Below are 21,761 nucleotides of genomic sequence, written 5' to 3' on the forward strand. Positions count from 1 at the left end.
CCGAAGCGCCGCAAGGGCGCCGCTGGCTAGTTTCAGCTGCATCGGAGGTTCGTCACAGATCACAGGAGCCATGACATGAGCCCCCTGAAGAACGTCGTCCTCGTCCATGGGGGCTTCGTCGACGGTTCCGGCTGGCAGGCCGTGCACCGCCTTCTCACCCGCGATGGCTTCCAGGTCAGCGTCGTGCAGCACTCGACCCACTCCCTCGACGGCGACGTGGAGGCCGTGCGGCACGTCCTCGACGCACAGGACGGGCCGGCCGTGCTCGTGGGCCACTCCTACGGTGGCGTCGTGATCACCGAGGCCGGTCGGCACCCCAAGGTCGCCGCGCTCGCCTACGTCGCCGCCTTCGCGCCCGACAAGGGCGAGTCGGTCAGCGCGCTGATCGCCGACCCGCCGCCGAGCGCGCCCGTTCCGCCGATCCTGCCGCCCGAGGACGGCTTCCTCTTCCTCGACCGCGACAAGTTCCCGGACTCCTTCGCGGGCGATCTGCCGCTGGAGGACGCGCTGTTCATGGCGGACTCGCAGGTGCCTTGGGGCGTCGACGCCCTCAACGGCGTGGTGGGGGACGCCGCTTGGCGGTTCAAGCCGAGCTGGTATCTGGTGGCGACCGCCGACAGGATGATCCCCCCGTCGGCGCAGCGCGCGATGGCGGAGCGGGCGGGAGCCACCACCAGCGAGGTCCTCGCGAGCCACGCCGTCTACATCTCCCGCCCCGACGCCGTCGCGGAGCTGATCAGGCATGCCGCCGCGTGAGCGCGTCCCGTAGTCCGGCGCGAGAGGTGACGTTCAACTTCGGGAAGACACCGCGCAGATGGGCGGCCACGGTGCGGGGGGACAGGAAGAGCTGGGCCGCGATCTGCTTGTTGGTCAGCCCGGTGGCGGCCAGCTGTGCGATCTGCTGCTCCTGAGGGGTCAGCGGCGAACGGCCGTCCTCGGCCGATGCCGCGGCCGGGGCGTGGACGTTCACGCCGCTCGCCCGTAGTTCGTTCGCGGCGCGTGCGCACCAAGGCTGGGCCCCCAGACGCTGGAACGTGCTGAGCGCGGCCTCCAGGTGGACCCCGGCGGCCCCTCCTGCCTTGGCCCTGCGCAGCCTCTCCCCGTAGGCGAGGCAGATCCGTGCCCAGTCGAAGGGCCATCGTTCGGCGCCGGGGGTGGCGATGGCCCGCTCGAACAGCTCGTGGTCGACGGCGTCCGGGTTGGCGACGGCCTCGGCGGCGTCGGTCAGCATGGCCAGGCGCGGCGAGATGGACGGGACACCGGATGCCCTGACCGCCGCGATGTGCTCGATCGCCTCGGCATGGTGCCCGGTCCGGGCCGCCGATTCGGCGAAGTCCCAGAAGAGCGCGAGGGCATGGGGCATGTGCGAGGGGAGCAGACCCGGCGTGCCCAGGGACCTCAGGCAGCGGTACGCACCCTCGAAGTCGGCGCCGCCCAGCGCGGACAGCGCCCGAATGTGGGAGGCGTAGACGTGCAGCATCCCCAGTCCTCTGGGGTTCCCCCACGAATCGAGCCGATCGGCGACGTCGAGGGCCGTACGGTCGTCACCTCGCGCGGCTGCCAGGATGCCCCGCAGGAACTGTCCCGAGCAGCCGAGCAGACGGTAGTTGTGCGTCTCGCACCAGCGCAGACCTTCGTCGGTGAGGTCAGGGACGTCGTCCCACTGCCCGCCGGCGTAGGCGTCGTTGGCCAGCAGGAAGTGGGCCTCGATCGCCGTGGCGATGGCTCCTCCGTTGCGCCCGTCCTCCGCGACACGGCGCAGGGCGCTGCGGCAGTCGGGCAGCCGGTCGACATAGACGCCCGCGATCGCGGTCCGCACGATGCGCCGGGGGTCGGTCTCCCGGGTGAGGCCGAGGATGAGGTCGTCCAGCACGTCCAGGACCGCCACCGCGGAGTGGGCGGGATCGCCGAAGGCGGCGCGCACCACGCTCAGCAGGGGATCGGGCGCGTGCCGCAGCACATCCGCCACCGCGCTGTCGAAGGCCGGCCAGTGGTCGGCCCGGCCGCTGAAGAAGCACACCATGAGCAGTGTGTGCAGGGCCTCGCGGAGAATGTTCTCGTCCGTCAGGCCGGGTTGGGCATGGCTGCGGATCGCGCCGACGAGAAGCCGGTGGGCGGTGTCCGCGTCGCCTTCGCCGTTGAGGAGCTGACTGGCCGCGGCCGCCGCCACCGCCGGCGAATCCGCGCCCACGGGATCGGCGGACATGGCGTTGTCCAGCAGGGACCGTACGTTGCGCAGATCCCCCGTGATGTTGGCGCCGAGGACCGCCGCCTCGGCCAGCATGCGCCCCTTCGTCGTCCCCGAACCGCTCAGCTCGGAAGCCCGGAGCAGGGTGGTGAGGGCGCCGACGGCGTCGCCGCGGCGCAGCGTCCGATAGGCCACGTCGTGCAGGAGGGCGGCCACCTGGTCGTCAGGGCCGCCGGCCGCGGCGGCCAGATGGCGGACCCGGCGCTCCGAACCCTCAGGGAACTCCTCGGCCAGGTCCAGGTGCATCCGCTGCCGCTCGGCGCGGGTGGACAACTCGATGACCGCGGAACGGGTGAGCGGGTGCCGGAAGACCAGGCGGCCCGTCAGGGAGTCCACCCACACCAGGCCTGCCCGCTCGGCGGGACCCAGTCTGGTGAGGACGTCCGAGCCGGCCAGGGCTCGTTCGAGTACGTGAAGGTCACCGGAGCCCTCCAGGACGGCGAGCAGGAGCAGCTCCTGCGTCGCGCGCGGCAGGCCACCCACCCGTACGGAGAAGATCTTCTTGAGGCGCTCGGAGAGCGGCAGCACGGCCGGCAGCGGCCCCCGTTCCGTCTGCTGGGCCTCGTTGAGGGGGACGGGCAGTTCGAGCAGGGCCAGGGGGTTGCCGGCGGCCTCCGTGACAAGACGCTGCCGAACCCGGGGCGTCATGGCGGGGAACCGTTCCGCCACCAGCGCCGTCGCGGACGCCTCGTCCAGCGGCTGAACCTCGTGCGTGGGTATCCCGGTGCCGCTCAGGAAGGACTCGTCGCCGGTCCGGGACGCCGCGAGCACGACCAGAGAACCGGCCCTGACGTGCCGGGCGACGGTGCCGAGAACCATGGCGCTGGGGCGGTCGAGCCAGGCCGGGTCATCGATGACCAGCGTGAGGGGGCCACGCTTGGCCGCGGTCCGGGACAACAGGACCTGTACGGCGTTGGAGATGGTGAGCAGCTCGGCCGGCTGCTCGTCGGAGAGGCCCCGCACCGCCTGGAGGGTCTCCGCCTGCCGGGCCGGCAGAGCCGGGATCTCCTCGGCCAGCGGCTGGAGCAGTTGGGCGAGGCCGGAGAAGCTGACGTCCTGCCCGAACTGCGAGCCCACGATCCGCACGACGGTGAACCCCGCCTCGGACGCGCGCTCCGCGGCGATGTCCAGCAGGGCGCTCTTCCCCACCCCTGCCTCTCCCGTCAGCATCAGCGCGGTGCCCCGGGACGCGGGATCGAAGAGATCGTCGACGAGCGCCTGCTCCACCGACCGCCCGACGAGGCCGTTCGGGGCTGGTGACATGGGGATCGACATGAGGACCTTCCAATCTGCTCGGGCTGGATCAAGGGCATGACGGAAGGGGCAGCCGGAAGTTCGCTCGATGGGACGTGAGCCGCATCACACTGCCAGATGTCGTGTCGTGAGCCAAGACCCGAGGTCGCCCGTCAGGCGACGCTCCCTTACTACGTCGTGACCAGCCCCGGAGGACGGTTGTGCCGGAACGCGCCCTTGATGAAGGCGAGTTCGTCGGTTCGTGCGGTCGCCCGGGTCAGCTCGTCCACCGTAGTCGCGTCCAACCACTCAACGGCTTTAGTGGTCTTAACGGTCTCGGCGGTCTCTCCGGTCTCTGCGGTCTCTGCGGTCTCTGCGGTCTCTGCGGTCTCGGGGGTCTTGGCGGTCTCCGCGGTCTCGGCGGTCTCCTGGGGAAACATCTCACGCATCATCACGCGGGACCCACGGCCGTCGACCGTGTCGACCACCTTGAGGACCTTGAACCGGGTGCCGGGAGTGAACACCAGCCGTCCCGGGGCGTAGGGATCGACGGAGTCCGTACGGCGCCCGGTGAGCGACCACACCAGATACCCGGGCCCACCGGCGCCGAGCGCGGCCGGGGACGAGGACGCGTGCCAGAAGCCCTGGTCGACGACCACGGGGTGCTGCCGGTACCACCTCACCAGACTGCCTGCCACACCGGTGCGCACGATCGCGGGTCCTCGGTACGCGGGCAGCCTGCGCAGCCCTGACGCGACGCAACGCGCGAGCGGCATGTGCACACCGGGTTCCCCGGCGAGCATCAGCGGATCCACCCAGGCCCACTCCTCGTCCAGGTAGAGACGGACGGCGGCCAGATCGGCGCGAGCACTGACGTCGAGGCCGCGCCGGCCGGGCAGGGCGGCCTTCGGAAGTGCGCCACCCACATCAGACATGGCCCGCCGGAATGGATGGCCGTACTGACTCGACAACTGGAGCCGATCCCGGGCGATTCCGCGCCCGCCGGTGGAGACGATCCGGGCGGCTGCGCGCGGGGTGGGCTGCGCGCGGACAGAGGGTTCGGTCCTGGGTTCGTACGGGACGGCTGTCTTGGGCGGATTCATGGCGTCGCTTCTCCCTGGGCCGCGGAGGATGGAGGAGTCGGCAGGAGCGCTGCGCTGCGTCAGTGTCTTTGTCGTCTTTGTCGAGGACTGTAGGAATGCCAAGGGGCCCGGCAGTCAGGCGTGAGCCACGTCCGCGCGAAAGGGCACCGACGCTTCCTGTTCGTACCGACAGGTGAACTAGGCGATGCCGGCAGGGCCTTGGGGAGGCAAGGTGAGCTCACGGGGTGAGGAGCGGGGCCATGTGGTCGACGCAAACCGCCCAAACCAGATCAACCAACCTCAAATCCTACTGGGTCATTTGACCGAAGCTGCGTCACCGGCGGTCGCCGTACTGTGCCGATACGGCTCGAACTCCACTCGCACGGGGTGGGGGTGTAGAGCGGGCATGTCGGTTCTAGCTGGGGATTGCTGAAGTGACTCTGACTGTGACTCAGACGGGTGGAACGGGATCCGCGACGCTGGCTGATCCGATCCGAGTTGTCCTGAGGGCGAGCGACGCCTTCCTGGAACATGCGACCAGCGCCTACCTGCAGTCGCGTTCCGGCGTGAACATCGTCGCCCAGCAGGGACTTCCCGACGCGGACGTGTCGGTCATGCTGCTCCACTCCCTGAACGACGACTGGCTGAGGGTGCTGCGGCAGGATGCCGCCCGCGCCGGCGGCGCGCCGGTCCCCGTCGTGGTGATGGCGGATCGCGTCAGCGAGCAGCAGCTCACCCAGGCGGTCGAGTACGGGCTGACCAGCTTCCTCTACCGGAGCCGCTCAAGCCTTGAGCACCTGCTCGACGCGACCGTCGCGGCGAGCTCCGGTCGCAGCCGCTTCCCGAACGAACTGGTGGGACATCTGATCGCCGAACTGGGCCACCAGCAACGGCAGCAGACGCTCGCGCAGTTGTCGCGGAGAGGCGGCCTCGCGGCGCGCGAGATCGAGGTGCTCCGCATGCTGGCCGAAGGCATGAACACCCTGGAGATATCGGAGAAGATGAGCTACTCGGAGCGGACGATCAAGGGCATCATCCACGAGACGGTGAAGCAGCTGAACTGCAAGAACAGGACGCAGGCCGTCGCGCGTGCGGTCCGGACGGGCCTTCTCTGATGATGGAACAGCTGCTCGCCAACTGCCGTGACTACTGGCTCGGCTGGGGCTCCGCCGAGCGCGTCGACGGTCAACTGGCCTACTACCGGAGCGGGCTGGCGAACGGCCAACTCAACGGAGTGCTACGACTGGGCGACATCGACCGGCTGGAACAGTCCCTCAAGGACGCCGCCGAACGGTTGGCCGGAATCCCGTGGATGTGCTGGGTGGGCCCCGACAGTGCCCCCGGCACCGCGGAGAGACTTCCCGGCCTCGGTGGTGTGAAGCTCGGCGCGATGCCCATCATGGCCATCGACACGAAGGACGTGGTTCCTGCCGAAGGGCCCGCGGACCTGGAGATCGAGACGGTGCACGGCCTGGCCGCGCTGAAGGAGTGGGTACAGACCTACACGCCTTCCTTCGGCGTCCCGCCGGAGCTCCTCGACGACGTGCTGCGCAACGAGCTGGACCGCCGTGACACCGCCCGCGTCGTCCGATTCATCGGTCGCCGCGCGGGGCGCCCGGTGGGCACGTCGCTCCTCTACGAAGCGCACGGTGTGGCCGGCATCTATGTCGTCACGACCGCGGAGGACCAACGACGCCAGGGCATCGGCGCGGCACTCACGGTGGCGGCCCTCGAAGCGGGCCGCGAACGCGGCCTACCCGTCGGCACCCTCCAGTCCAGCCCGGCCGGCTTCCCGGTGTACGAGCGCCTGGGCTTCGAGACCGTCGCCACGTACGAGCTCTTTCAGCTCGCACCGGCCCATCCGTGACGAACGGGTCGTTCACGGTCCGGGCGGAGTGCCCAGGGCCGTGTTCAGGAGCGTCTCGGCGGCCTGCCGGGCGTCCGTGAACGCCTGAGCGTCGTTGCAGGACGCGGCCAACGCGTTGGCGCCCTCGAAGACGACAGCGAGCTGCCGGCCGAGCGCCTCGGGGTCGGCAGCTCCGGCCTCCGCGGCCGTGGCCACCAGACGATCGCGGAAGGCCCGCTTGTGCCGCTGGGCGAGGCGGGCGACCTCCGGGAGCTCTCCGGCGCCCTCGATGACGGCATTGTGGAAAGGGCATCCGCGAATGAGCGCCGAGGAGCGTCCCCCGAAGGGGCCGAAGATCGCCAGCAGACGCTGAGCCGGGCTCAGGTCGTCGCGCTCCAGCTCCGCTTCGGCGGCGATCGGGTTCTCCGCTTCGAACCGGCGGAGGTACTCCTCCACCAGTGCGTTCTTGGTCGGGAAGTGCACGTAGAAGGTGCGCGGCGAGACGTGCGCGGCTTCGATGAGCGCCGCCACGCCGGTGGCGTGGATGCCGTGCGCGTAGAAGAGCTCCGCCGCGGCCCGCAGGATGCGCTCACGCGCACCGCGCCCGCCACGAGGCGCCCCGGTGGTCGATGTCGATGGCGATGCCCCCATGGCTCAAGTATAGCGAACGCTTTACATGCGCTCGGGACGGGCGTAGCGTGAGGTGAAAGGTAAAGCGATCGCTATACTTTTGAAGGTGTCCAGGTCGTCCCCCGCCCGCCGTCATGGCGAGCCACGCTGGACGCCTGACCGCACCGAGTCACGGGAGAGACCATGTCGACCACCAGTGACATCGCCTATGACGTATTCGTCGCGGACCCGCTGCCGATGAGCGGTCCCGGGCCGCTGCCCAACGGAGAGCCGCGCGCCTTCCAGCCGCTCGCGGTCACGCTGATCCACGGCCACCGCGACGCCGTGCTCGTCGACCCACCGCTCACCCGGGCGCAGGCGGAGCAGGTCGCGGACTGGATCGAGGCGAGCGGGAAGCGGCTGACGCACATCGTCGCCACCCACGGGCACGGAGACCACTGGTTCACGGCCGGTGTACTCGCCGAACGGTTCGGCGCCCAGGTGGTCGCCTCGGCCGGCGCCGTCGCGCAGATGTCGAACAACGTCCAGGCCCGGGAGGTGCTGTGGGACGTGCTGTGGCCGGGCCAGATCCCGCCGTCCCCGGTCACGGCCGTCACGCCACCCGGCAACCGCCTCTCCCTCGAAGGCCACGACCTCCACATCGTGGACGTCGGACACGCGGACAGCGATGACAGCGCGGTGCTCCATGTGCCGGATCTGGGCCTGGTGATGGCCGGCGACGCCCTCTACAACGGCGTGCACATGTACCTCGCCGAGTCGGCCGACGGCGACTTCGGCCCCTGGCGCAAGGCCATCGACACCGTCGCCGCGCTGGAACCCCGCAGCGTCGTGGCCAGTCACCAGAACAGCAAGCTCGACGCCGACGCCGCACGGCTCATCGCCGAGACCCACCGCTACCTCGACGACGCCGAGGCCGCCCTGGCCGTACACGAAACCCCGGAGCAGTTCTTCGACGCCATGCTGGCCCACTACCCGGACCACCTCGGCCCGACCGTCCTCTGGGTCAGCGCCCGCGCCCTGTACCTCGCACGCGAGGGCGGCGACCCCGTGCGGAACCTCGTCGCTGCGTGGCGCGGGTGAGTCGAGCGGCGACGAGGCTCGGCCGACGTTGAGCGGAACCGGAGGTGGAGGCCGGGCGTGACAGGGAAAGTAGGGGAGAGACCAGGGGAGTTGGGGACCGGCGGGGGAGTGTTTCGAGATGCCCGACGAAAGTACGTTGCGCGAAGCGCGGCGCGAGGCCGCCGAGTTGCGGGAACTCGCCCGTGCCGAGCCGGCGCGGTATCTGCCCCGGCTCGCGGTGTGTCTGCACGGGCTGGCTTCGGTGCTCACCGAGTCTTCCGAACGGCTCGAGGAGTCGGCCGAGGTGCTCGGGGAGGCCGTTGACGTCTTCCGGCAGCTCGTCGAGCTCGATCCCGAGGGCCACCGTCCCGGTCTCGCCGCCACGCTCGGCCGGCGCGCGCTCGTCCTCGGCCTGCTCGGGCGGCGGGCGGAGGCGTGCGACCTCGCCCGCGAGGCCACCGGTCTGCTCCGGGAACTCGCCCGTCGGGAGCCCGACCTCCATCTGCCCGATCTCGCCTGGTCGCTCACCAACCTCGGCAACCACCTCGCGGAGCTGGGGCGCCACCACGACGCCCTGGAGTCGATCCGCGCGGGTGTCTCCATCCGGCGCCGGTCGGGCGACCGGGACGGCCTCGCCTCCGCGCTCGGTGACCTGGGCATCAAGCTCGGCGAGATGGGGCGCAAGGACGAGGCGGTCGTCACCCTCCGCGAGGCCGTCGACCTCTTCCGCGCCGCCACGCCCCACACCAGGCCGGGGGAGCACTACGCGACGGTCCTCGCCCTCATCCACGAACTGCACCAACTCGACCGCGAGGCCGAAGCCGCCCCGTACGTGGCCGAGTTCGAGGCCCTGCGTACTTCCATCGCCGCAGCCGATGCTGGCCAACTCCGCCTCATGGAAGCCCTGTTACGCAGGTACGGGTACACGGTCACCGCAGAGGGCCGGTTCCGGCGAAACCAGTCGACGACGGGATCGACCACCCCCACCCCCACGTCCCCCTCCCCGCTCGACCGCGTGCACGCCATGAACGACCAGGCCCTACGGCTCGTCTCCGCCGGTAACCTCGACCTGGCCGCCGAGACCCTGCGCGACGCCGTCGTCCTGTGCCGTACCTCTCCCACCATGACCACCGACCGGGCCCTGGCGCTCGCCCGGTCCCTGCACAACCAGGGCCTGACCAACGGCTGGCTCGGCCGTCACACCGAGGCCCTCGGCTCCGCCGACGAGGCCGTCCACATCTACCGGCGGTACCTCAAGGCCAACCCGGGTCGCATCCGGCCGGTTCTGGCCGACGCGCTCGACAGCCTCGGCAACCGGCTCGCCGCCCTCGGCCGCCACGCCGACGCGCTCGTCGCGGCCGAGGACTCCGTCGTCCTCTTCCGGCAGCTGGCCGAGGACGACCCCGCCACCCATCTGCCCGGTCTCGCCCGGGCGATGAACAACCTAGGCATCCGCCTCACCGACACCGGCCGCCACGACGACGCCCTGCGCTCCTCGCGGGAGGTCGTGGCGATCTACCGCATGCTGCGCGCGTACGACCCCGAGAAGTACGTCTACGGGCCGATCCACGCCCTCTCCAACCTCGCCCTCCGGCTGGCCCGCGCCGAGCGCGAGGACGAGGTCCTCGCGCCCACCATGGAGGCCGTCGACCTCCTCTTCGACGCCCGAGGCCCGCACCACGCGAGCAACGACGTCGCGAGCCTCGCGGAGTCCCTCACCTGGCTCGCCTGGTACCTGAGGAAACACGGCCACCGAGGCGAGGCCCGCACGGTACGCAGGGCGGTCGACGCGCTGCGCCGCTGAGGGGCGGAGAGCCAGAGGGCCCGGCATCATCCCGCGGGCGGGCCCTAGCCCTGTCTGCGTACCATCTCGTTGATCCACACGGGTGCGTACGGAGACGTGCACCCAGGAGACGTCGGGTAGTCCTTGAGGACCTCCAGCTCCTCGCCGATGCCGAGCGCGCGGCCGCGGTACTCGGGGTGCTCGATCCCGATCTGGGCCAGGCACATGTTCATCGCCCACTGCAGGCGGTCCGGGGCGTCCTTCATCTCCGTCTCGATGACGTCGAGCAGCCCTGCGAGGTCGAGGCCCGCCGGCTTCTTCACCACGCGCTCGGAGGTCAGCGCCCAGCCGGCGCTCGCGACCGCGGGATTCGGATCGGCGGACCAGGCGACACGCAGCTCCTCGGCGTGCGGGTTCTTCTTCACCACGTAGTTCACGAGCCAGTCGTGCACCTTGGGGGCGCGCGCCTCGCGCACCATGGTGTCCAGTTCGTCCCGCCCGTACGCCTTCGGGTGGCTGATCAGGATCGCCAGCAGCCGCGCCGCCGTGTCGTCCGTCTCCCAGAGCTCGCGCGAGAGCTCCTGCTGCGTCTTCAGCCGCTTCGCGACCGCCCGCAGCTTTCCGAGGTTCACGCCGTGATCGTCACCGTGCTTCTCGTTGACCGCGCGCGCCTTCGGGTCTTCGAGCGCGGCCAGCTCGGCCATCACCTCGGCGACCGTCGTCCCGTCCGAGCCTGTCCCGGCCACCTCGGCCTCCTCTCGCCACCTGCCCGATCAGCCTACGACGGAGGTCCGACAGCGGGCGCCCGTGACCCTGCTGACAAGGAGGCTACTCTCCAGTAGGGTCGCGGCAGCCGAAGAGATGAGGGGGCTGCCATGGCCGTGGCCGACTACACCGGACTGGCCGAACAGGCAGAGCAGTTGAGAGAGGGCACGGTCACCTCGACCGCCCTCGTACAGGCGGCCCTGGACCGCATCGCGGCCACGCAGCCCACCCTCAACGCCTTCCGCTGCACGCGGCCCGAGGCCGCCCTCGCCGAGGCCGCGGAGGCCGACCGCAGGCTCGCCGCGGGGGAGCGGCTGCCGCTGCTCGGCGTCCCGATGGCCGTCAAGGACGACACCGACGTCGCCGGGCTGCCCACCCGCTTCGGCTGCGCAGGAGACATCCCCGACGCGGCCGAGGACGGCGAGGCGGTACGACGGCTCAAGGCCGCGGGCGCCGTGATCGTCGGCAAGACCAACTCCTGCGAGCTGGGCCAGTGGCCGTTCACCGAAGGCCCGGCCTTCGGCGCCACCCGCAACCCGTGGCACACCGGGCACACCCCCGGCGGGTCCTCCGGCGGCTCCGCGGCCGCCGTCGCCGCCGGGATCGTGCCCGCCGCGCTCGGCTCCGACGGCGCGGGCTCCATCCGGATACCCGCCGCCTGGACCCATCTGGTCGGCATCAAACCGCAGCGCGGCCGGGTCTCCGTCCACCCGTACGACGACTGCTTCCAGGGCCTCACCGTCAACGGACCGCTCGCCCGGACCGTCGGCGACGCCGCCCTGCTCCTCGACGCGGTCGCCGGGCCGCATCCCGGCGACCGCTTCCAGCCGACCGTCGTGGACGCCTCGGCGGCGGCCCGCCGGGAGCCAGGACGGCTGCGGATCGCGCTCGCCTGGCGGGCGCCGTTCACCGCCACGTACAACCCGCTCGACCGCTCCATACGCCGCGCCGTCGCCGATCTCGCCGACGCGCTCACCGGGCTCGGCCACACCGTCGAGGAGGCGCGCCCGCGCTACGGGCTCATCGGGCTGAGCTTCCTGCCGCGCGCGACCGCCGGCATCGCCGAGTACGCCGACCGCCACCCCCAGCCCGAGCTGCTCGACCCGCGCACCCGCAGCGCGGCCGGCAACGGCCGCCGCCTCGCCGGGCGGGCCCTGCGCGCGGCCCGCGCCCGAGAGACCCGCCAGCACCGCAGGATCGGCGCGCTCTTCGACACGTACGACGTGCTGCTCGCCCCGACGACGGCCGTGCCGCCGCCCCGGATCGGCACCTTCGACACGATGCCGGCCTGGCGCACGGACCTGACGATGGCCTCCGCCTGCCCGTACGCCTGGCCCTGGAACGTCCTCGGCTGGCCGGGCGTGAACGTACCCGCCGGCTTCACCCCCGAAGGCCTCCCGATAGGCGCCCAACTCCTCGGCCCCGCAGGCAGCGAGCCACTGCTGATCTCCCTCGCGGCCCAACTGGAGTCCGACCAGAAGTGGTTCGCCCACCGCCCGCCGGAGCCGGAGCCGGCCGTCTAGCTCTCCGCGTCCGGGGCCCAGCCGGGAACGTGCTCGGCCACCGCCGTCTCCCAGGCCGGTACGCCGCCGGGCAGCGGCCAGGCCCTCGTGCGGTCGGGAGCCGTGGCGATGCTCCGCAGGGTGTCCGCCAGGCGACGCGACTCCGCGGAGGCGCGCACAGCCGCCAAGGGGCCGTCGAGGGCCGCGACCTTCTTCTCGTACTCCAGCACCGGCCGCTCGGCGCAGAGGGCGATCCAGGCCTCGTCCACCGCCCGCGCCAGCTCCAGGACGCGAGGCCGGGACCCCTCGGCGAGTGCGGCGGTCAGCCGGTCGTGACCGTCGAGCACCACAGGGGAGTTCAGGCCGCTGATCCACCAGACGAAGACCGGCGGCAGGATGCCCTCGCGGTGCTGACGGCGGTACGCCTTCACCCGCGGCGCCTCCCGATGCGACAGCGCCCGCAACGGCAGCAGATCCCGCGCGTCCTCGACGGGATCGCCGTAGCCGAACCAGGTGAGATGGCCCCGATCGGGGTCGTGGGAGAGGAGTTTGGGCCAGTTGACGTCCGCGAACCAGCTGGAGGATCCAGGCGTGATGTGCCAGTCCCCTTGATGGAGAGGCCCGTTGGCGGCCGTACGCAGTCCCGCCTCGGCGTACGCCGCCCACCGCTCCGTCCACGCCTCGCTCCCCGGCGCGGCGAACTCTCCGAAGGTGCGGGCCTGTTCGGCACGCAGCGGCCCGAGCGGGGAGACGTACCTGCCGGTCCTCGCGTAGTGCAGACCGCGGAGAGTCGCACGCTGCCGCGCGAAGAGCACGGGAACGTCCTCCTGGAACAGCACCAGCCGCCGGTCGTCGGCGCACTCCATCCGCAGCCCCGGCCGTACCGGGCGTTCGACACGCATGGCCCAAGCCTACGGACCCCGTTCTACGGCACCCGGGCCGTCCACTCCCGCGTCGAGAACTTCGCCGCCGCCAGCTCCTTCGCCCGTGCCAGCTCCTCCTCAGTGACCCGGCCCTCCGAGAGGCCGTAGCGGTCGCGGAAGGAGGTGATCATGCGGGCGATGACCGCCTCGCGGGGGAGGCCCGTCTGCCGGCGCAGGGGGTCCACGCGCTTCTTCGCGCTCTTCGTGCCCTTGTCGGAGAGCTTCTCGCGGCCGATCCGCAGGACCTCCGTCATCTTGTCGGCGTCGATGTCGTACGCCATCGTCACGTGGTGCAGGACCGCGCCCTCGCCCGCCACCACGCGCTTCTGCGCCGCGCCCGCGATCTTCCCGGCGTCCGTGGCGATGTCGTTCAGCGGCTGGTACCAGGCATTGACGCCCATGTCGCCCAGCGCGCCGAGCACCCAGTCATCGAGGTAGGCGTAGCTGTCGGTGAAGGACAGGCCCTGGACCAGGGCGTCGGGCACGGAGAGGGAGTACGTGATGGTGTTGCCGGGCTCGATGAACATCGCGCCGCCGCCGCTGATCCGGCGCACCACCTCGATGCCGTGCCGCTCGGCCGCCTCCGGATCCACCTCGTTGCGCAGCGACTGGAAGCTGCCGATCACCACGGCCGGCGCGCCCCACTCCCAGACCCGCAGGGTCGGCGGGCGGCGGCCCGCCGCGACCTCGGCGGTCAGGACCTCGTCCAGGGCCATGTGCAGGGCGGGCGACTGCGGCGGCTCGTGGATCAGCTGCCAGTCGTAGTCGGTCCAGTCCGTGGCGTGCGCGAGGGCCCGGCGGACCGCCACGCCGATGCCCTCCGTGGTGAGCCCGTACATCTCCGTGCCCGGAGGCAGCGCCGCGTCTATCCGGGCCGCGAGGCCCGAGGCGTCGGTGTCCACGGGGGCGCCCTCCAGGGCGCGGTCGATCGCGAGGATCGCCTCGTCCGGCTCCAGGAAGAAGTCGCCCGCGACCCGCACGTCCGCCAGGACCCCGTCCCGCGCCTCCAGGTCGACGACCACCAGCTTTCCGCCGGGAACCTTGTACTCGCCGTGCACGGACCCTCCCTCGCGACCGCTCACCTGTAAGGGGTGAACCGGTCAAAAGCGTACTCCGCGGGTGAACGGAGGGTTACGGCGGCGACGCTTCGGGTGTCAGACCGCCGTGCTTAGCTGGACGCATGACTGCAGTGACTGGACGCATGACCGAAGAGTTCCTCGACCACGTCCTCGCCGGTGGTACGACCGAGGTGGAGGAGGCGATCCGCAAGGCCGCCGCCGCCGAGATCACACCCCGCTTCCGACAGCTCGCCGCGCATGAGATCGACGAGAAGAACGGGCCGCACGACCTCGTGACGGTCGCCGACCGGGCCGCCGAGGCACACCTCACCGCCTCCCTCACGGCGCTGCTCCCCGGCTCCGTGGTCGTCGGCGAGGAGGCCGTCCACGCCGACCCGACGGTGTACGAAGCGATCCAGGGCGACGCCCCGGTGTGGATCGTGGACCCCGTCGACGGCACCCGCCAGTTCGTGCGCGGCGAGGCCGGATTCTGCACCCTCGTTGCCCTCGCGGTCCGCGGCGAGCTGCTCGCCTCCTGGACGTACGCCCCCGCGCTCGACGAGATGGCGATCGCCGTGCGCGGACGCGGCGCGACGCTCAACGGCGCGCCGATACGGTCCGGTTCGCCGACCCCCGGGGCCACCCTCGAGGTCGCCGCCTCCCACCCCGACTACACCACCGACGACGAGAAGGCCGCCCTGCTCCGCCTCGACGTCGAGGGCGTACGGCCGCGTCCCTGCGGCTCCGCCGGACTCGAGTACCTGGCCGTGGCGCGGGGAGCCCTCGACGCCACCGCCTTCTCCTGGGAGTACGCCTGGGACCACGCCGCCGGACTGCTCCTGGTCGCCGAGGCGGGCGGCGCGGACACGACCGTCGCGGGCGAGCCGTTCCGTATCACCGGAGGCAACGCGCTGCCGTTCACCGCGGCGCGCGACCAGGCCACCGCCGAGCGGATCCGGACACTGCTCAGGGGTCGGTGAACGGCGCCGACGCGCCGGAATATCCTGGAGTCTTGGCCACCGGCTGACCGACGAAGGAGTCCAAGGTGCCGTCGATGCTCGATGCCGTCGTCGTGGGGGCGGGACCCAACGGACTGACGGCCGCGGTGGAGCTCGCCCGACGGGGCTTCTCCGTCGCCGTGTTCGAAGCCAAGCCCACCGTCGGGGGCGGCGCCAGAACCGAGGAGCTGACCCTCCCCGGCTTCCGCCACGACCCCTGTTCCGCCGTGCACCCGCTCGGGATCGGCTCGCCCGTCTTCAAGACGATGCCGCTCGACCGGTACGGACTTGAGTGGCTCCACCCGCGCCTGCCCATGGCCCACCCGTGGGACGACGGCACCGCCGCCGTGCTCTCCCGCTCCGTCGCCGAGACCGCCGCCTCCTTCGGGCCGCGCGACGCCGGCACGTACCGCCGCCTGGTCGCCCCGTACCTCGGCAAGTGGGACACCCTGACACGGGACTTCATGTCCCTGCCGCTCACCGCGCTGCCCCGGGACCCCGTCACACTGGCCCGGTTCGGCCTCGACGGGCTGCGTCCCTCGACCTGGCTCACCCGCCGCTTCCAGGACGACAAGGCGCGCGCCCTGTTCTCCGGCCTCGTCGGCCATGTCATCGCCCCGCTCGACGGCTTCGCCACCTCGGCCGTCGGCCTCGTCTTCGCGCTCGCCGCGCACGAGGGCGGCTGGCCGCTGCCCCGGGGCGGCTCCCAGTCCATCTCGGACGCCCTCGCCGCGTACCTGAAGGACCTGGGCGGCGCGGTCCACACCGACTACGAGGTCAAGCGGCTCGACGACCTCCCGCCGGCCCGCGCGTACGTCTTCGACACCTCACCCACCGCTCTCGCCCGGATCGCCGGCTTCGGCGGCTACTACGACCACTACCGGTACGGCGCCGCCGCCTTCAAGATCGACTACGCGCTCGACGGCCCCGTGCCCTGGACGGCCGAGGAGGCCCGCGACGCCGGAACCGTACAGGTCGGGCCCACCAGCGGCGAGATCGGCACCGCCCTGCGCCAGGCCTCCTCCGGCACGGCCCCCCGGACCCCGTTCCTCATCACCTCCCAGCCCAGCCTCGTCGACCCCGGCCGCGCCCCCGAGGGCAAGCACGTGTTCTGGGCGTACGGCCATGTGCCGAACGGCTGGGACGGCGACCTCACGGACGCCATCGAGCGCCAGATCGAGCGCTTCGCCCCCGGCTTCCGCGACCGCGTCCTGGCCCGCGCCACGGCGGGCCCGGCGGAACTGGCCGCCCGCAACGCCAACTACGTGGGCGGCGACATCGCCTGCGGCGCGGCGCGCGGACTCCAGCTGGTGCTTCGCCCCAAGCTCTCCCTCTTCCCGTACGCGACCCCGCACCCGGCCGTCTTCCTCTGCTCCTCCGCGACCCCGCCGGGCCCGGGCGTGCACGGCATGTCCGGACACAACGCGGCGAAGGCGGTCTGGCGCAGGCTCCGGGCGACCGGGCGATGACGGGCGAGGTCGGGGATGACGGGCCGGGACGGGCGAGGTCGGGTGATGACCGCGATCACGGTCGACGACCGGGAGATGATGACCGTATGACGACACACCCGGGCATCGTCCTCGTCTTCGGCGACATCACGGACCAGGACGCCGACGCCGTCGTCAACGCCGCGAACTCCTCCCTCCTCGGCGGAGGCGGCGTCGACGGCGCGATCCACCGCAAGGGCGGCCCCGAGATCCTGGCGGAGTGCCGCGCGCTCAGGGCCGGCCACTACGGCAAGGGCCTTGCCACCGGTCAGGCCGTCGCCACGACGGCGGGCCGACTCGCCGCGCGCTGGGTGATCCACACGGTCGGCCCGGTGTATCAGGCTTCCAGCAGCGACCCGTCGCTGTTGGCCTCTTGCTACAGGGAGTCCCTGAAGGTCGCCGACGAGCTGGGGGCGCGCACAGTGGCCTTCCCGGCGATCTCGACCGGCGCGTACGGGTGGCCCATGGCCGACGCCGCTCGCATCGCTGTCGAGGCGGTGCGGGACGCGATTACCAGCGTCGAGGAGGTCAGGTTCGTCCTTTTCGACGAGGAGGCGTACCGGACGTTCGCCCAGCGGATCCGCTCCTCTTAGTTCGGTTCAGTTGCGAAGGTGTTCCACAGGATCTGTCCGTGGTCGCGATCGCGGCATTTCTGTAGGGGCACTCCGCGTGCGGGACCGGCACCGGCGACGAACTTGTAGCCGGCCCCCCGCACTGTGACGATGCTCGCCTGTCGGAAGGGTCTGTCGATCTTGCGGCGCAGGGCGCTGATGTAGACCTCCACGATGTTGGTCCGCCGCGGTGACTGCTTCTCCCAGATCCGCTCGATGATCTCGGGCTTGGTGACCACCCGGTCGGCCTCGCGGGTCAGGCATGCGAGAACGCTGAATTCCTTCGCCGTCAGCCCGATCTCCACCCCGCCCCGCCACACCCTCATGGAGACCGGGTCCATCCGCAGATCGCCCACCTGCCAGCCCGCCGACGTGTGCAGCCCGCTCCGGCGCAGCAGGGCGCGCAGCCGGGCGACGAGGACCGGGAAGGCGAACGGCTTCACGAGGTAGTCGTCAGCGCCGCTCTCAAGACCTTCGGCGATGTCGTGCTCGCCGTCCTTGGCCGTGAGGATCAGGACCGGGGTGGTGCGGCCCGCCGCGCGGATCCGCGCGCACACCTCGTAGCCGTTCAGGCCGGCCAGGAGGACATCGAGCACGATCACGTCGTGGTCGCCGTCCAGTGCCCGTCGGAGTCCCGAGCGCCCGTCGGGGGCTCTTTCCGTGTGGAATCCCTCTGCCGCCAGCTTCTGCCGCAACGTATTCGCGAAACGGGCACGGCGTTCGATCAGGAGGATGCGCACGGAATTCCCTTCGGAGTGGGGGTGACTTCACCGCTCTTCTAGGGCAAGAAACTAGACCGGAATCAGTGCCCGCCCGGCCGCCACTCTCCCGATCGGATGCTTTCGGTCACTTTTTGTGGACGGAGGTGAATTACCCGGTGGCCTCGTTCACTTTCGTCGCCGCGATCCCTGGCGATGGTGAACGGTGTCGACGAAAGTGAATGCCTGGCGTTGAAGCTCCGCGATGTGGCCCGCGTCACTGATTGGTCTAGTCCTCTCTGGTAGGGTCTGCCGCTCTTCTGGTGGAATCACACGAACTGAACAAGGACCCTTGTGACTGCCCTCGCCGCTCCGGACGCCTTCGAGCGCTGGTACGCCACGCTCGTGACCCCCGTCGGCCGCACCTGGCTGCTGCGGAGCGACCTGGTGATCGTCACTGTCGTGGCGGTCGGGTCGCTGTCCAGCGCCCTGGATCCGCACACGGGACTGGTCAGCGGAACCCTGCCCGGCGCCGTGGTCGCGGTCATCGTCTCGGCCGGCTTCCTGTGGCGTCGCCAGGCGCCGTTGACGGTCGCCGTGCTCGCCGCCGCAGGCCTGGTCGTCGACGGGTCGAGGGTCCCGGTCTTCCTCGCCCTGTACTGCCTGGCCCGGGACCAGAGCCGCCACCGGACCGTCGTGATCGCCCTCGCCTGGGTCGGCTTCACCATCCTCAAAGCACTGTTGCCCGGCCACGTCGGCATCACCCTCGCCGGTCAGTTCGCGTGTGCCGCTCTCTATGGCGTCTTCCCGGTGGTTTTCGGCCTGGGTTCACGGGCGTACGAGCGCGCACTCGCGGCCTTGCGCGAGGAGCGGGAGCGGAGGGCCGAGCGGACGCGCACCGAGGAACGGCTCCGGCTGGCCCGGGAGATGCACGACGTACTCGGTCACCGCATCGCGATCATGGCCATGCACGCCGGCGCGATCGAGGCCGCGGGAGGCCCTCGCCCCGAGGGGCGACAGCTCGCCCGGGCCATGGGCGACACCGCGAGGGCCGCCATGCGCGACCTGCGGCACGTGGTGGGCACGCTGCGGGACGGTGAGGGCTCGGTGGTGGCAGGCCGTCGGCTGAGCGACCTCGACCACCTGGTCGAGGAGGCGCGGTCGGTCGGGCTCCCTGTCGACTACGAGACGGGACCGGCGGGGGAGGTCCCTTCGGAGGCCGCGCTGACCGTCTACCGGACGGTCCAGGAAGCGCTGACCAACACCGTCAAGCACGCGCCCGGGGCCCGTACGACGGTCCGGGTGGACCGCGAAGGCTCTTGTCTGTCGGTGCGAGTGACCAATGCGCCGGCTCTCACCGGTGCTCTGGCACGGTCCCCCGACACCGGCGGGGGCTTCGGCATGACCGGACTGCGCGAACGCGTCTCCCTGTTGCGTGGCACGTTCGCCGCGGGTCCCACCGCGGACGGCGGCTGGCGGGTCTCCGTGTCGTTGCCCGTCGAAGGCGACCCCTGCGCCCCGCCGCCCCGCGTCGGACAGGCTCTGACGGAAGGATGCGCACGGTGATCCGCGTGATCGTGGCGGACGACGAACCCCTGATGCGGTTCGCTCTGCGTACTCTGCTGGAGAGTCAGGACGGCATCGTCGTCATATCGGAGGCCGGCGACGGCGCCCAGGTACTGGAGCAGGCCCGCGAAGGGCGGCCCGACATCGTGCTGACCGATCTGCGGATGCCGGGCATGGACGGCATCGCGGCCACCCGGCGGCTGATGGAACTGCCCGAACCGCCCGCGGTCCTCGTGCTGACCACCTTCGACACCGAGGACGGCATCGCCCGCGCCCTCAGGGCGGGAGCCACGGGTTACCTGCTCAAGGACGCTCCTCCCGAGCAGGTCGTGGCCGCCGTACGTCTGGTGGCGTCGGGCGCCACGGCGCTCGCTCCCGGCCCGGCCTCTCGGCTGGCCATGGCGGGTGCCGGGGGAGGGCCGGAGGGCCGTTCGGTACCCGCCCCCGAGGAGCGCCGGCGGTTGGCCGGCCTGAACGAACAGCAGCGGGAACTCATGCGCCACCTGGGAGCCGGCCTGTCCAATGCCGAGATCGCCCGGTCCATGCACCTGTCCGAGGGGACGGTCAAGGCCTACGTGTCGCGGCTCCTGACAGCACTGGAAGTCGACAACCGCACCCAGGCCGCGATCCTGGCCCACCAGGCAGGCCTGACCGGTACGAGGTGACGCGCCCGACGGCAGGGGACGACGACCTGGCCACGCCGTTCTCGCACGGACGGAGCCATCAGGGTCAGACGTCTGTGCGCGCCGCGCTGCCGAGGCCGACGAGCGACCCCTGAGCCGGGACGGGCGGGGGCGGCGGGGCGAACAGCGCACGGTGGAGCGCGTGGATCCGGTCCTCCCGAATCCGCAGGGCGACCGCCGCCCCGGGGACCGAGGCGGAACCGTGGAACGTGCCGGGGTAGTGGTGGAGTTCGGTGGACACCCCGGCCCGTATGAGCCGTTCCGCGTAGGCGATGCCCTCGTCCCGGGCCGGGTCGAACTCGCACACGGACAGGTGCGTGGGCGGCAGCCCGGTCAGGTCGTCGGCGCGGCCCGGTGCGGCGTACGGCGAGACACGTGGACCGCCCGCGGCGGCGCCGATGTAGTGGAACCACATGTTGGCCGCCTGGACGCGGTCGAGGACGGGCGTGTCCACGAACGCCTCGGCGGAGAGGGACGCGAGCCGGTCGTCCAGCAGGGGATCGGCCAGCAGTTGGAAGCAAGGGCGCACGCCCGCGCGCTCCCGGGCGAGCAGGCACAGGGACGCCGCGATGCCCGCGCCCGCGTCCTCGCCCACGACGGCGATCCGGTTGGGGTCGACGCCCAGCGGCTCGCCTTGCGTGGACAGCCAGTACAGGACGGCGTGGGCGTCCATGAGGGCATGGGGGTAGGGGTGTTGCGGAGCCAGCCGGTAGCCGACGTTGACGACGACGACGCCGAGCGCGCCGGCGGTCCGGACGCATTCGTCATGACCGGTCTCCAGGTCGCCGGTGACGAAACCGCCGCCGTGGAAGTAGAGGACCGCGGGCAGTGCCGTCCACGGGGCCGCGGGGCGGACGGGCGCGTACACGCGAACAGGAACGGCGGGGGCACCGACGGGGCCCGGCACGTCGATCTCCGAGATCCACAGATCCTCGGGAACGGATCGCAAAGGCTGCTGGAACCGGGCCTGGCGCACCTGCTCCCGGGCGCTGTCGGGATCGCTGTGGTCGACCGGTGGGAGCATGGCGGCCCAGGCCGCGAGTTCCCGGTCGTAGGCGTAGGTCATGGGACGTCCTTTCGGTGGATGGGGAACCGCGGGCCCGCGGACTGTGGCCGGCAGGTCAGACGGGGCCGTCCACCGACGGCGTCCGGCGCAAGGCGCTCCACCCCGTCGTGGCAGCCGCCATGGCGCTCGGGCGGGCATCCGGCTGCCTTTCGTACCCGTGGGCCCGCGCCGCGGTACCGCCGCGGGAAGGCGGTGTCTCCGGGGCCGTGGGAGCCCCCGCAGCCTCCCGCTGCGGGCGGCGGCGTTGGCAGCCGAGTACGGAGGAAGTCGCGAGGGCCCGTCCGAGCGAAGGCACGGGGCGCCTCGGCGGCGGACACGTTCGGTCGGCTGCCGGATGCGGCGGATCGAGACACCGTTTGTGTCCCCTTTGCTGAGGTCCTATAGCGTGCGTCCCGAATATGCCTGTGCGTGTGGCCTGCCGGGCTGTCTGCTGAAGGCCGTTTCAGCAGACAGTCCGGCAGGCCGCCGCCGGGGTGGGACCCGCATCTCCAGGTCGTTTGACGAGGGAGTCGTCGGCGCCGGC

The 21,761-nt window shown here is 71.5% G+C and carries 19 protein-coding genes; 11 read left to right on the plus strand and 8 right to left on the minus strand.

The window, feature by feature from the left end:
• The first annotated feature begins 75 nt into the window (after nucleotides 1-75).
• Nucleotides 76-756 carry an alpha/beta fold hydrolase gene (locus ACFWRO_RS03465; protein WP_384503877.1) on the plus strand — a complete coding sequence of 227 codons (681 nt, stop codon included), beginning with the start codon at nucleotides 76-78 and terminating at the stop codon, nucleotides 754-756.
• Here the strand turns inward: ACFWRO_RS03465 and ACFWRO_RS03470 are convergent.
• Both ACFWRO_RS03470 and ACFWRO_RS03475 read right to left on the minus strand, forming a co-directional pair.
• Nucleotides 737-3,523 carry an ATP-binding protein gene (locus ACFWRO_RS03470; RefSeq protein WP_384503879.1) on the minus strand — a complete coding sequence of 929 codons (2,787 nt, stop codon included), beginning with the start codon at nucleotides 3,521-3,523 and terminating at the stop codon, nucleotides 737-739. The two genes, ACFWRO_RS03465 and ACFWRO_RS03470, sit on opposite strands and share 20 nt — an antisense overlap.
• A gap of 149 nt (nucleotides 3,524-3,672) precedes the next feature.
• Nucleotides 3,673-4,416 carry a hypothetical protein gene (locus tag ACFWRO_RS03475; protein ID WP_384503881.1) on the minus strand — a complete coding sequence of 248 codons (744 nt, stop codon included), beginning with the start codon at nucleotides 4,414-4,416 and terminating at the stop codon, nucleotides 3,673-3,675.
• A 713-nt stretch (nucleotides 4,417-5,129) separates the two neighbouring features.
• Between ACFWRO_RS03475 and ACFWRO_RS03480 the strand changes: the two genes are divergently transcribed.
• Both ACFWRO_RS03480 and ACFWRO_RS03485 read left to right on the plus strand, forming a co-directional pair.
• Nucleotides 5,130-5,678 (plus strand): LuxR C-terminal-related transcriptional regulator, encoded by a 549-nt coding sequence (locus ACFWRO_RS03480; protein ID WP_384503883.1) that lies wholly within the window; start codon nucleotides 5,130-5,132, stop codon nucleotides 5,676-5,678.
• On the plus strand, nucleotides 5,678-6,430 hold the full coding sequence (locus tag ACFWRO_RS03485) for a GNAT family N-acetyltransferase (RefSeq protein ID WP_384503885.1): 753 nt from the start codon (nucleotides 5,678-5,680) through the stop codon (nucleotides 6,428-6,430). Before ACFWRO_RS03480 ends, ACFWRO_RS03485 begins: the two co-directional genes overlap by 1 nt.
• A gap of 12 nt (nucleotides 6,431-6,442) precedes the next feature.
• On the opposite strand, the gene ACFWRO_RS03490 is transcribed toward ACFWRO_RS03485, so the two are convergent.
• The gene (locus ACFWRO_RS03490) at nucleotides 6,443-7,060 is read right to left on the minus strand and encodes a TetR/AcrR family transcriptional regulator (RefSeq protein ID WP_384503887.1); all 618 of its coding nucleotides are present in this window, start codon (nucleotides 7,058-7,060) and stop codon (nucleotides 6,443-6,445) included.
• Between the two features lie 162 nt (nucleotides 7,061-7,222).
• Here ACFWRO_RS03490 and ACFWRO_RS03495 point away from each other — a divergent pair, with 162 nt between their 5' ends.
• The gene (locus tag ACFWRO_RS03495) at nucleotides 7,223-8,119 is read left to right on the plus strand and encodes an MBL fold metallo-hydrolase (protein WP_384503889.1); all 897 of its coding nucleotides are present in this window, start codon (nucleotides 7,223-7,225) and stop codon (nucleotides 8,117-8,119) included.
• Between the two features lie 118 nt (nucleotides 8,120-8,237).
• Nucleotides 8,238-9,902 carry a tetratricopeptide repeat protein gene (locus tag ACFWRO_RS03500; RefSeq protein ID WP_384503891.1) on the plus strand — a complete coding sequence of 555 codons (1,665 nt, stop codon included), beginning with the start codon at nucleotides 8,238-8,240 and terminating at the stop codon, nucleotides 9,900-9,902.
• Nucleotides 9,903-9,946: 44 nt separating this feature from the next.
• Here the strand turns inward: ACFWRO_RS03500 and ACFWRO_RS03505 are convergent, their stop codons facing one another.
• A complete protein-coding gene (locus ACFWRO_RS03505) occupies nucleotides 9,947-10,585 on the minus strand; it encodes a DNA alkylation repair protein (protein WP_384504482.1) in 639 nt (212 codons plus the stop codon).
• Nucleotides 10,586-10,756: 171 nt separating this feature from the next.
• Here ACFWRO_RS03505 and ACFWRO_RS03510 point away from each other — a divergent pair, with 171 nt between their 5' ends.
• A complete protein-coding gene (locus ACFWRO_RS03510; RefSeq protein ID WP_384503893.1) occupies nucleotides 10,757-12,169 on the plus strand; it encodes an amidase in 1,413 nt (470 codons plus the stop codon).
• Here ACFWRO_RS03510 and ACFWRO_RS03515 read toward each other — a convergent pair.
• Nucleotides 12,166-13,050: a hypothetical protein gene (locus ACFWRO_RS03515; RefSeq protein WP_384503895.1), complete on the minus strand. Its 885-nt coding sequence runs from the start codon at nucleotides 13,048-13,050 to the stop codon at nucleotides 12,166-12,168. The two genes, ACFWRO_RS03510 and ACFWRO_RS03515, sit on opposite strands and share 4 nt — an antisense overlap.
• Before the next feature lie 23 nt (nucleotides 13,051-13,073).
• Nucleotides 13,074-14,129 (minus strand): biotin/lipoate A/B protein ligase family protein, encoded by a 1,056-nt coding sequence (locus tag ACFWRO_RS03520; protein WP_384503897.1) that lies wholly within the window; start codon nucleotides 14,127-14,129, stop codon nucleotides 13,074-13,076.
• Nucleotides 14,130-14,272: 143 nt separating this feature from the next.
• Here ACFWRO_RS03520 and ACFWRO_RS03525 point away from each other — a divergent pair, with 143 nt between their 5' ends.
• From ACFWRO_RS03525 to ACFWRO_RS03535, 3 genes are all read left to right on the plus strand, one after another.
• Nucleotides 14,273-15,109, plus strand: a complete 837-nt coding sequence (locus tag ACFWRO_RS03525; protein WP_384503899.1) for an inositol monophosphatase family protein — start codon at nucleotides 14,273-14,275, stop codon at nucleotides 15,107-15,109.
• A 74-nt stretch (nucleotides 15,110-15,183) separates the two neighbouring features.
• Nucleotides 15,184-16,596 carry a phytoene desaturase family protein gene (locus tag ACFWRO_RS03530; RefSeq protein WP_384503901.1) on the plus strand — a complete coding sequence of 471 codons (1,413 nt, stop codon included), beginning with the start codon at nucleotides 15,184-15,186 and terminating at the stop codon, nucleotides 16,594-16,596.
• 86 nt (nucleotides 16,597-16,682) lie between these two features.
• Nucleotides 16,683-17,207, plus strand: coding sequence for an O-acetyl-ADP-ribose deacetylase (locus ACFWRO_RS03535; RefSeq protein WP_384503902.1), 525 nt, complete (start codon nucleotides 16,683-16,685; stop codon nucleotides 17,205-17,207).
• On the opposite strand, the gene ACFWRO_RS03540 is transcribed toward ACFWRO_RS03535, so the two are convergent.
• Nucleotides 17,204-17,965 carry a response regulator transcription factor gene (locus ACFWRO_RS03540; RefSeq protein WP_384503904.1) on the minus strand — a complete coding sequence of 254 codons (762 nt, stop codon included), beginning with the start codon at nucleotides 17,963-17,965 and terminating at the stop codon, nucleotides 17,204-17,206. The genes ACFWRO_RS03535 and ACFWRO_RS03540 overlap by 4 nt on opposite strands.
• 312 nt (nucleotides 17,966-18,277) lie before the next feature.
• On the opposite strand from ACFWRO_RS03540, the gene ACFWRO_RS03545 reads away from it, so the two are divergent.
• Both ACFWRO_RS03545 and ACFWRO_RS03550 read left to right on the plus strand, forming a co-directional pair.
• Complete coding sequence (locus ACFWRO_RS03545; protein WP_384503905.1) at nucleotides 18,278-19,489, plus strand: sensor histidine kinase; 1,212 nt, start codon at nucleotides 18,278-18,280, stop codon at nucleotides 19,487-19,489.
• Nucleotides 19,477-20,154: a response regulator gene (locus ACFWRO_RS03550; protein ID WP_384503907.1), complete on the plus strand. Its 678-nt coding sequence runs from the start codon at nucleotides 19,477-19,479 to the stop codon at nucleotides 20,152-20,154. The genes ACFWRO_RS03545 and ACFWRO_RS03550 overlap by 13 nt, the downstream gene beginning before the upstream one ends.
• Before the next feature lie 64 nt (nucleotides 20,155-20,218).
• Here the strand turns inward: ACFWRO_RS03550 and ACFWRO_RS03555 are convergent, their stop codons facing one another.
• Entirely contained in the window at nucleotides 20,219-21,238 is a 1,020-nt protein-coding gene (locus ACFWRO_RS03555; RefSeq protein ID WP_384503909.1) for an alpha/beta hydrolase, read from the minus strand.
• Nucleotides 21,239-21,761: the final 523 nt, after the last annotated feature.

The sequence above is a fragment of the Streptomyces sp. NPDC058579 genome (assembly GCF_042718575.1).
Classification (GTDB): Bacteria; Actinomycetota; Actinomycetes; order Streptomycetales; family Streptomycetaceae; genus Streptomyces.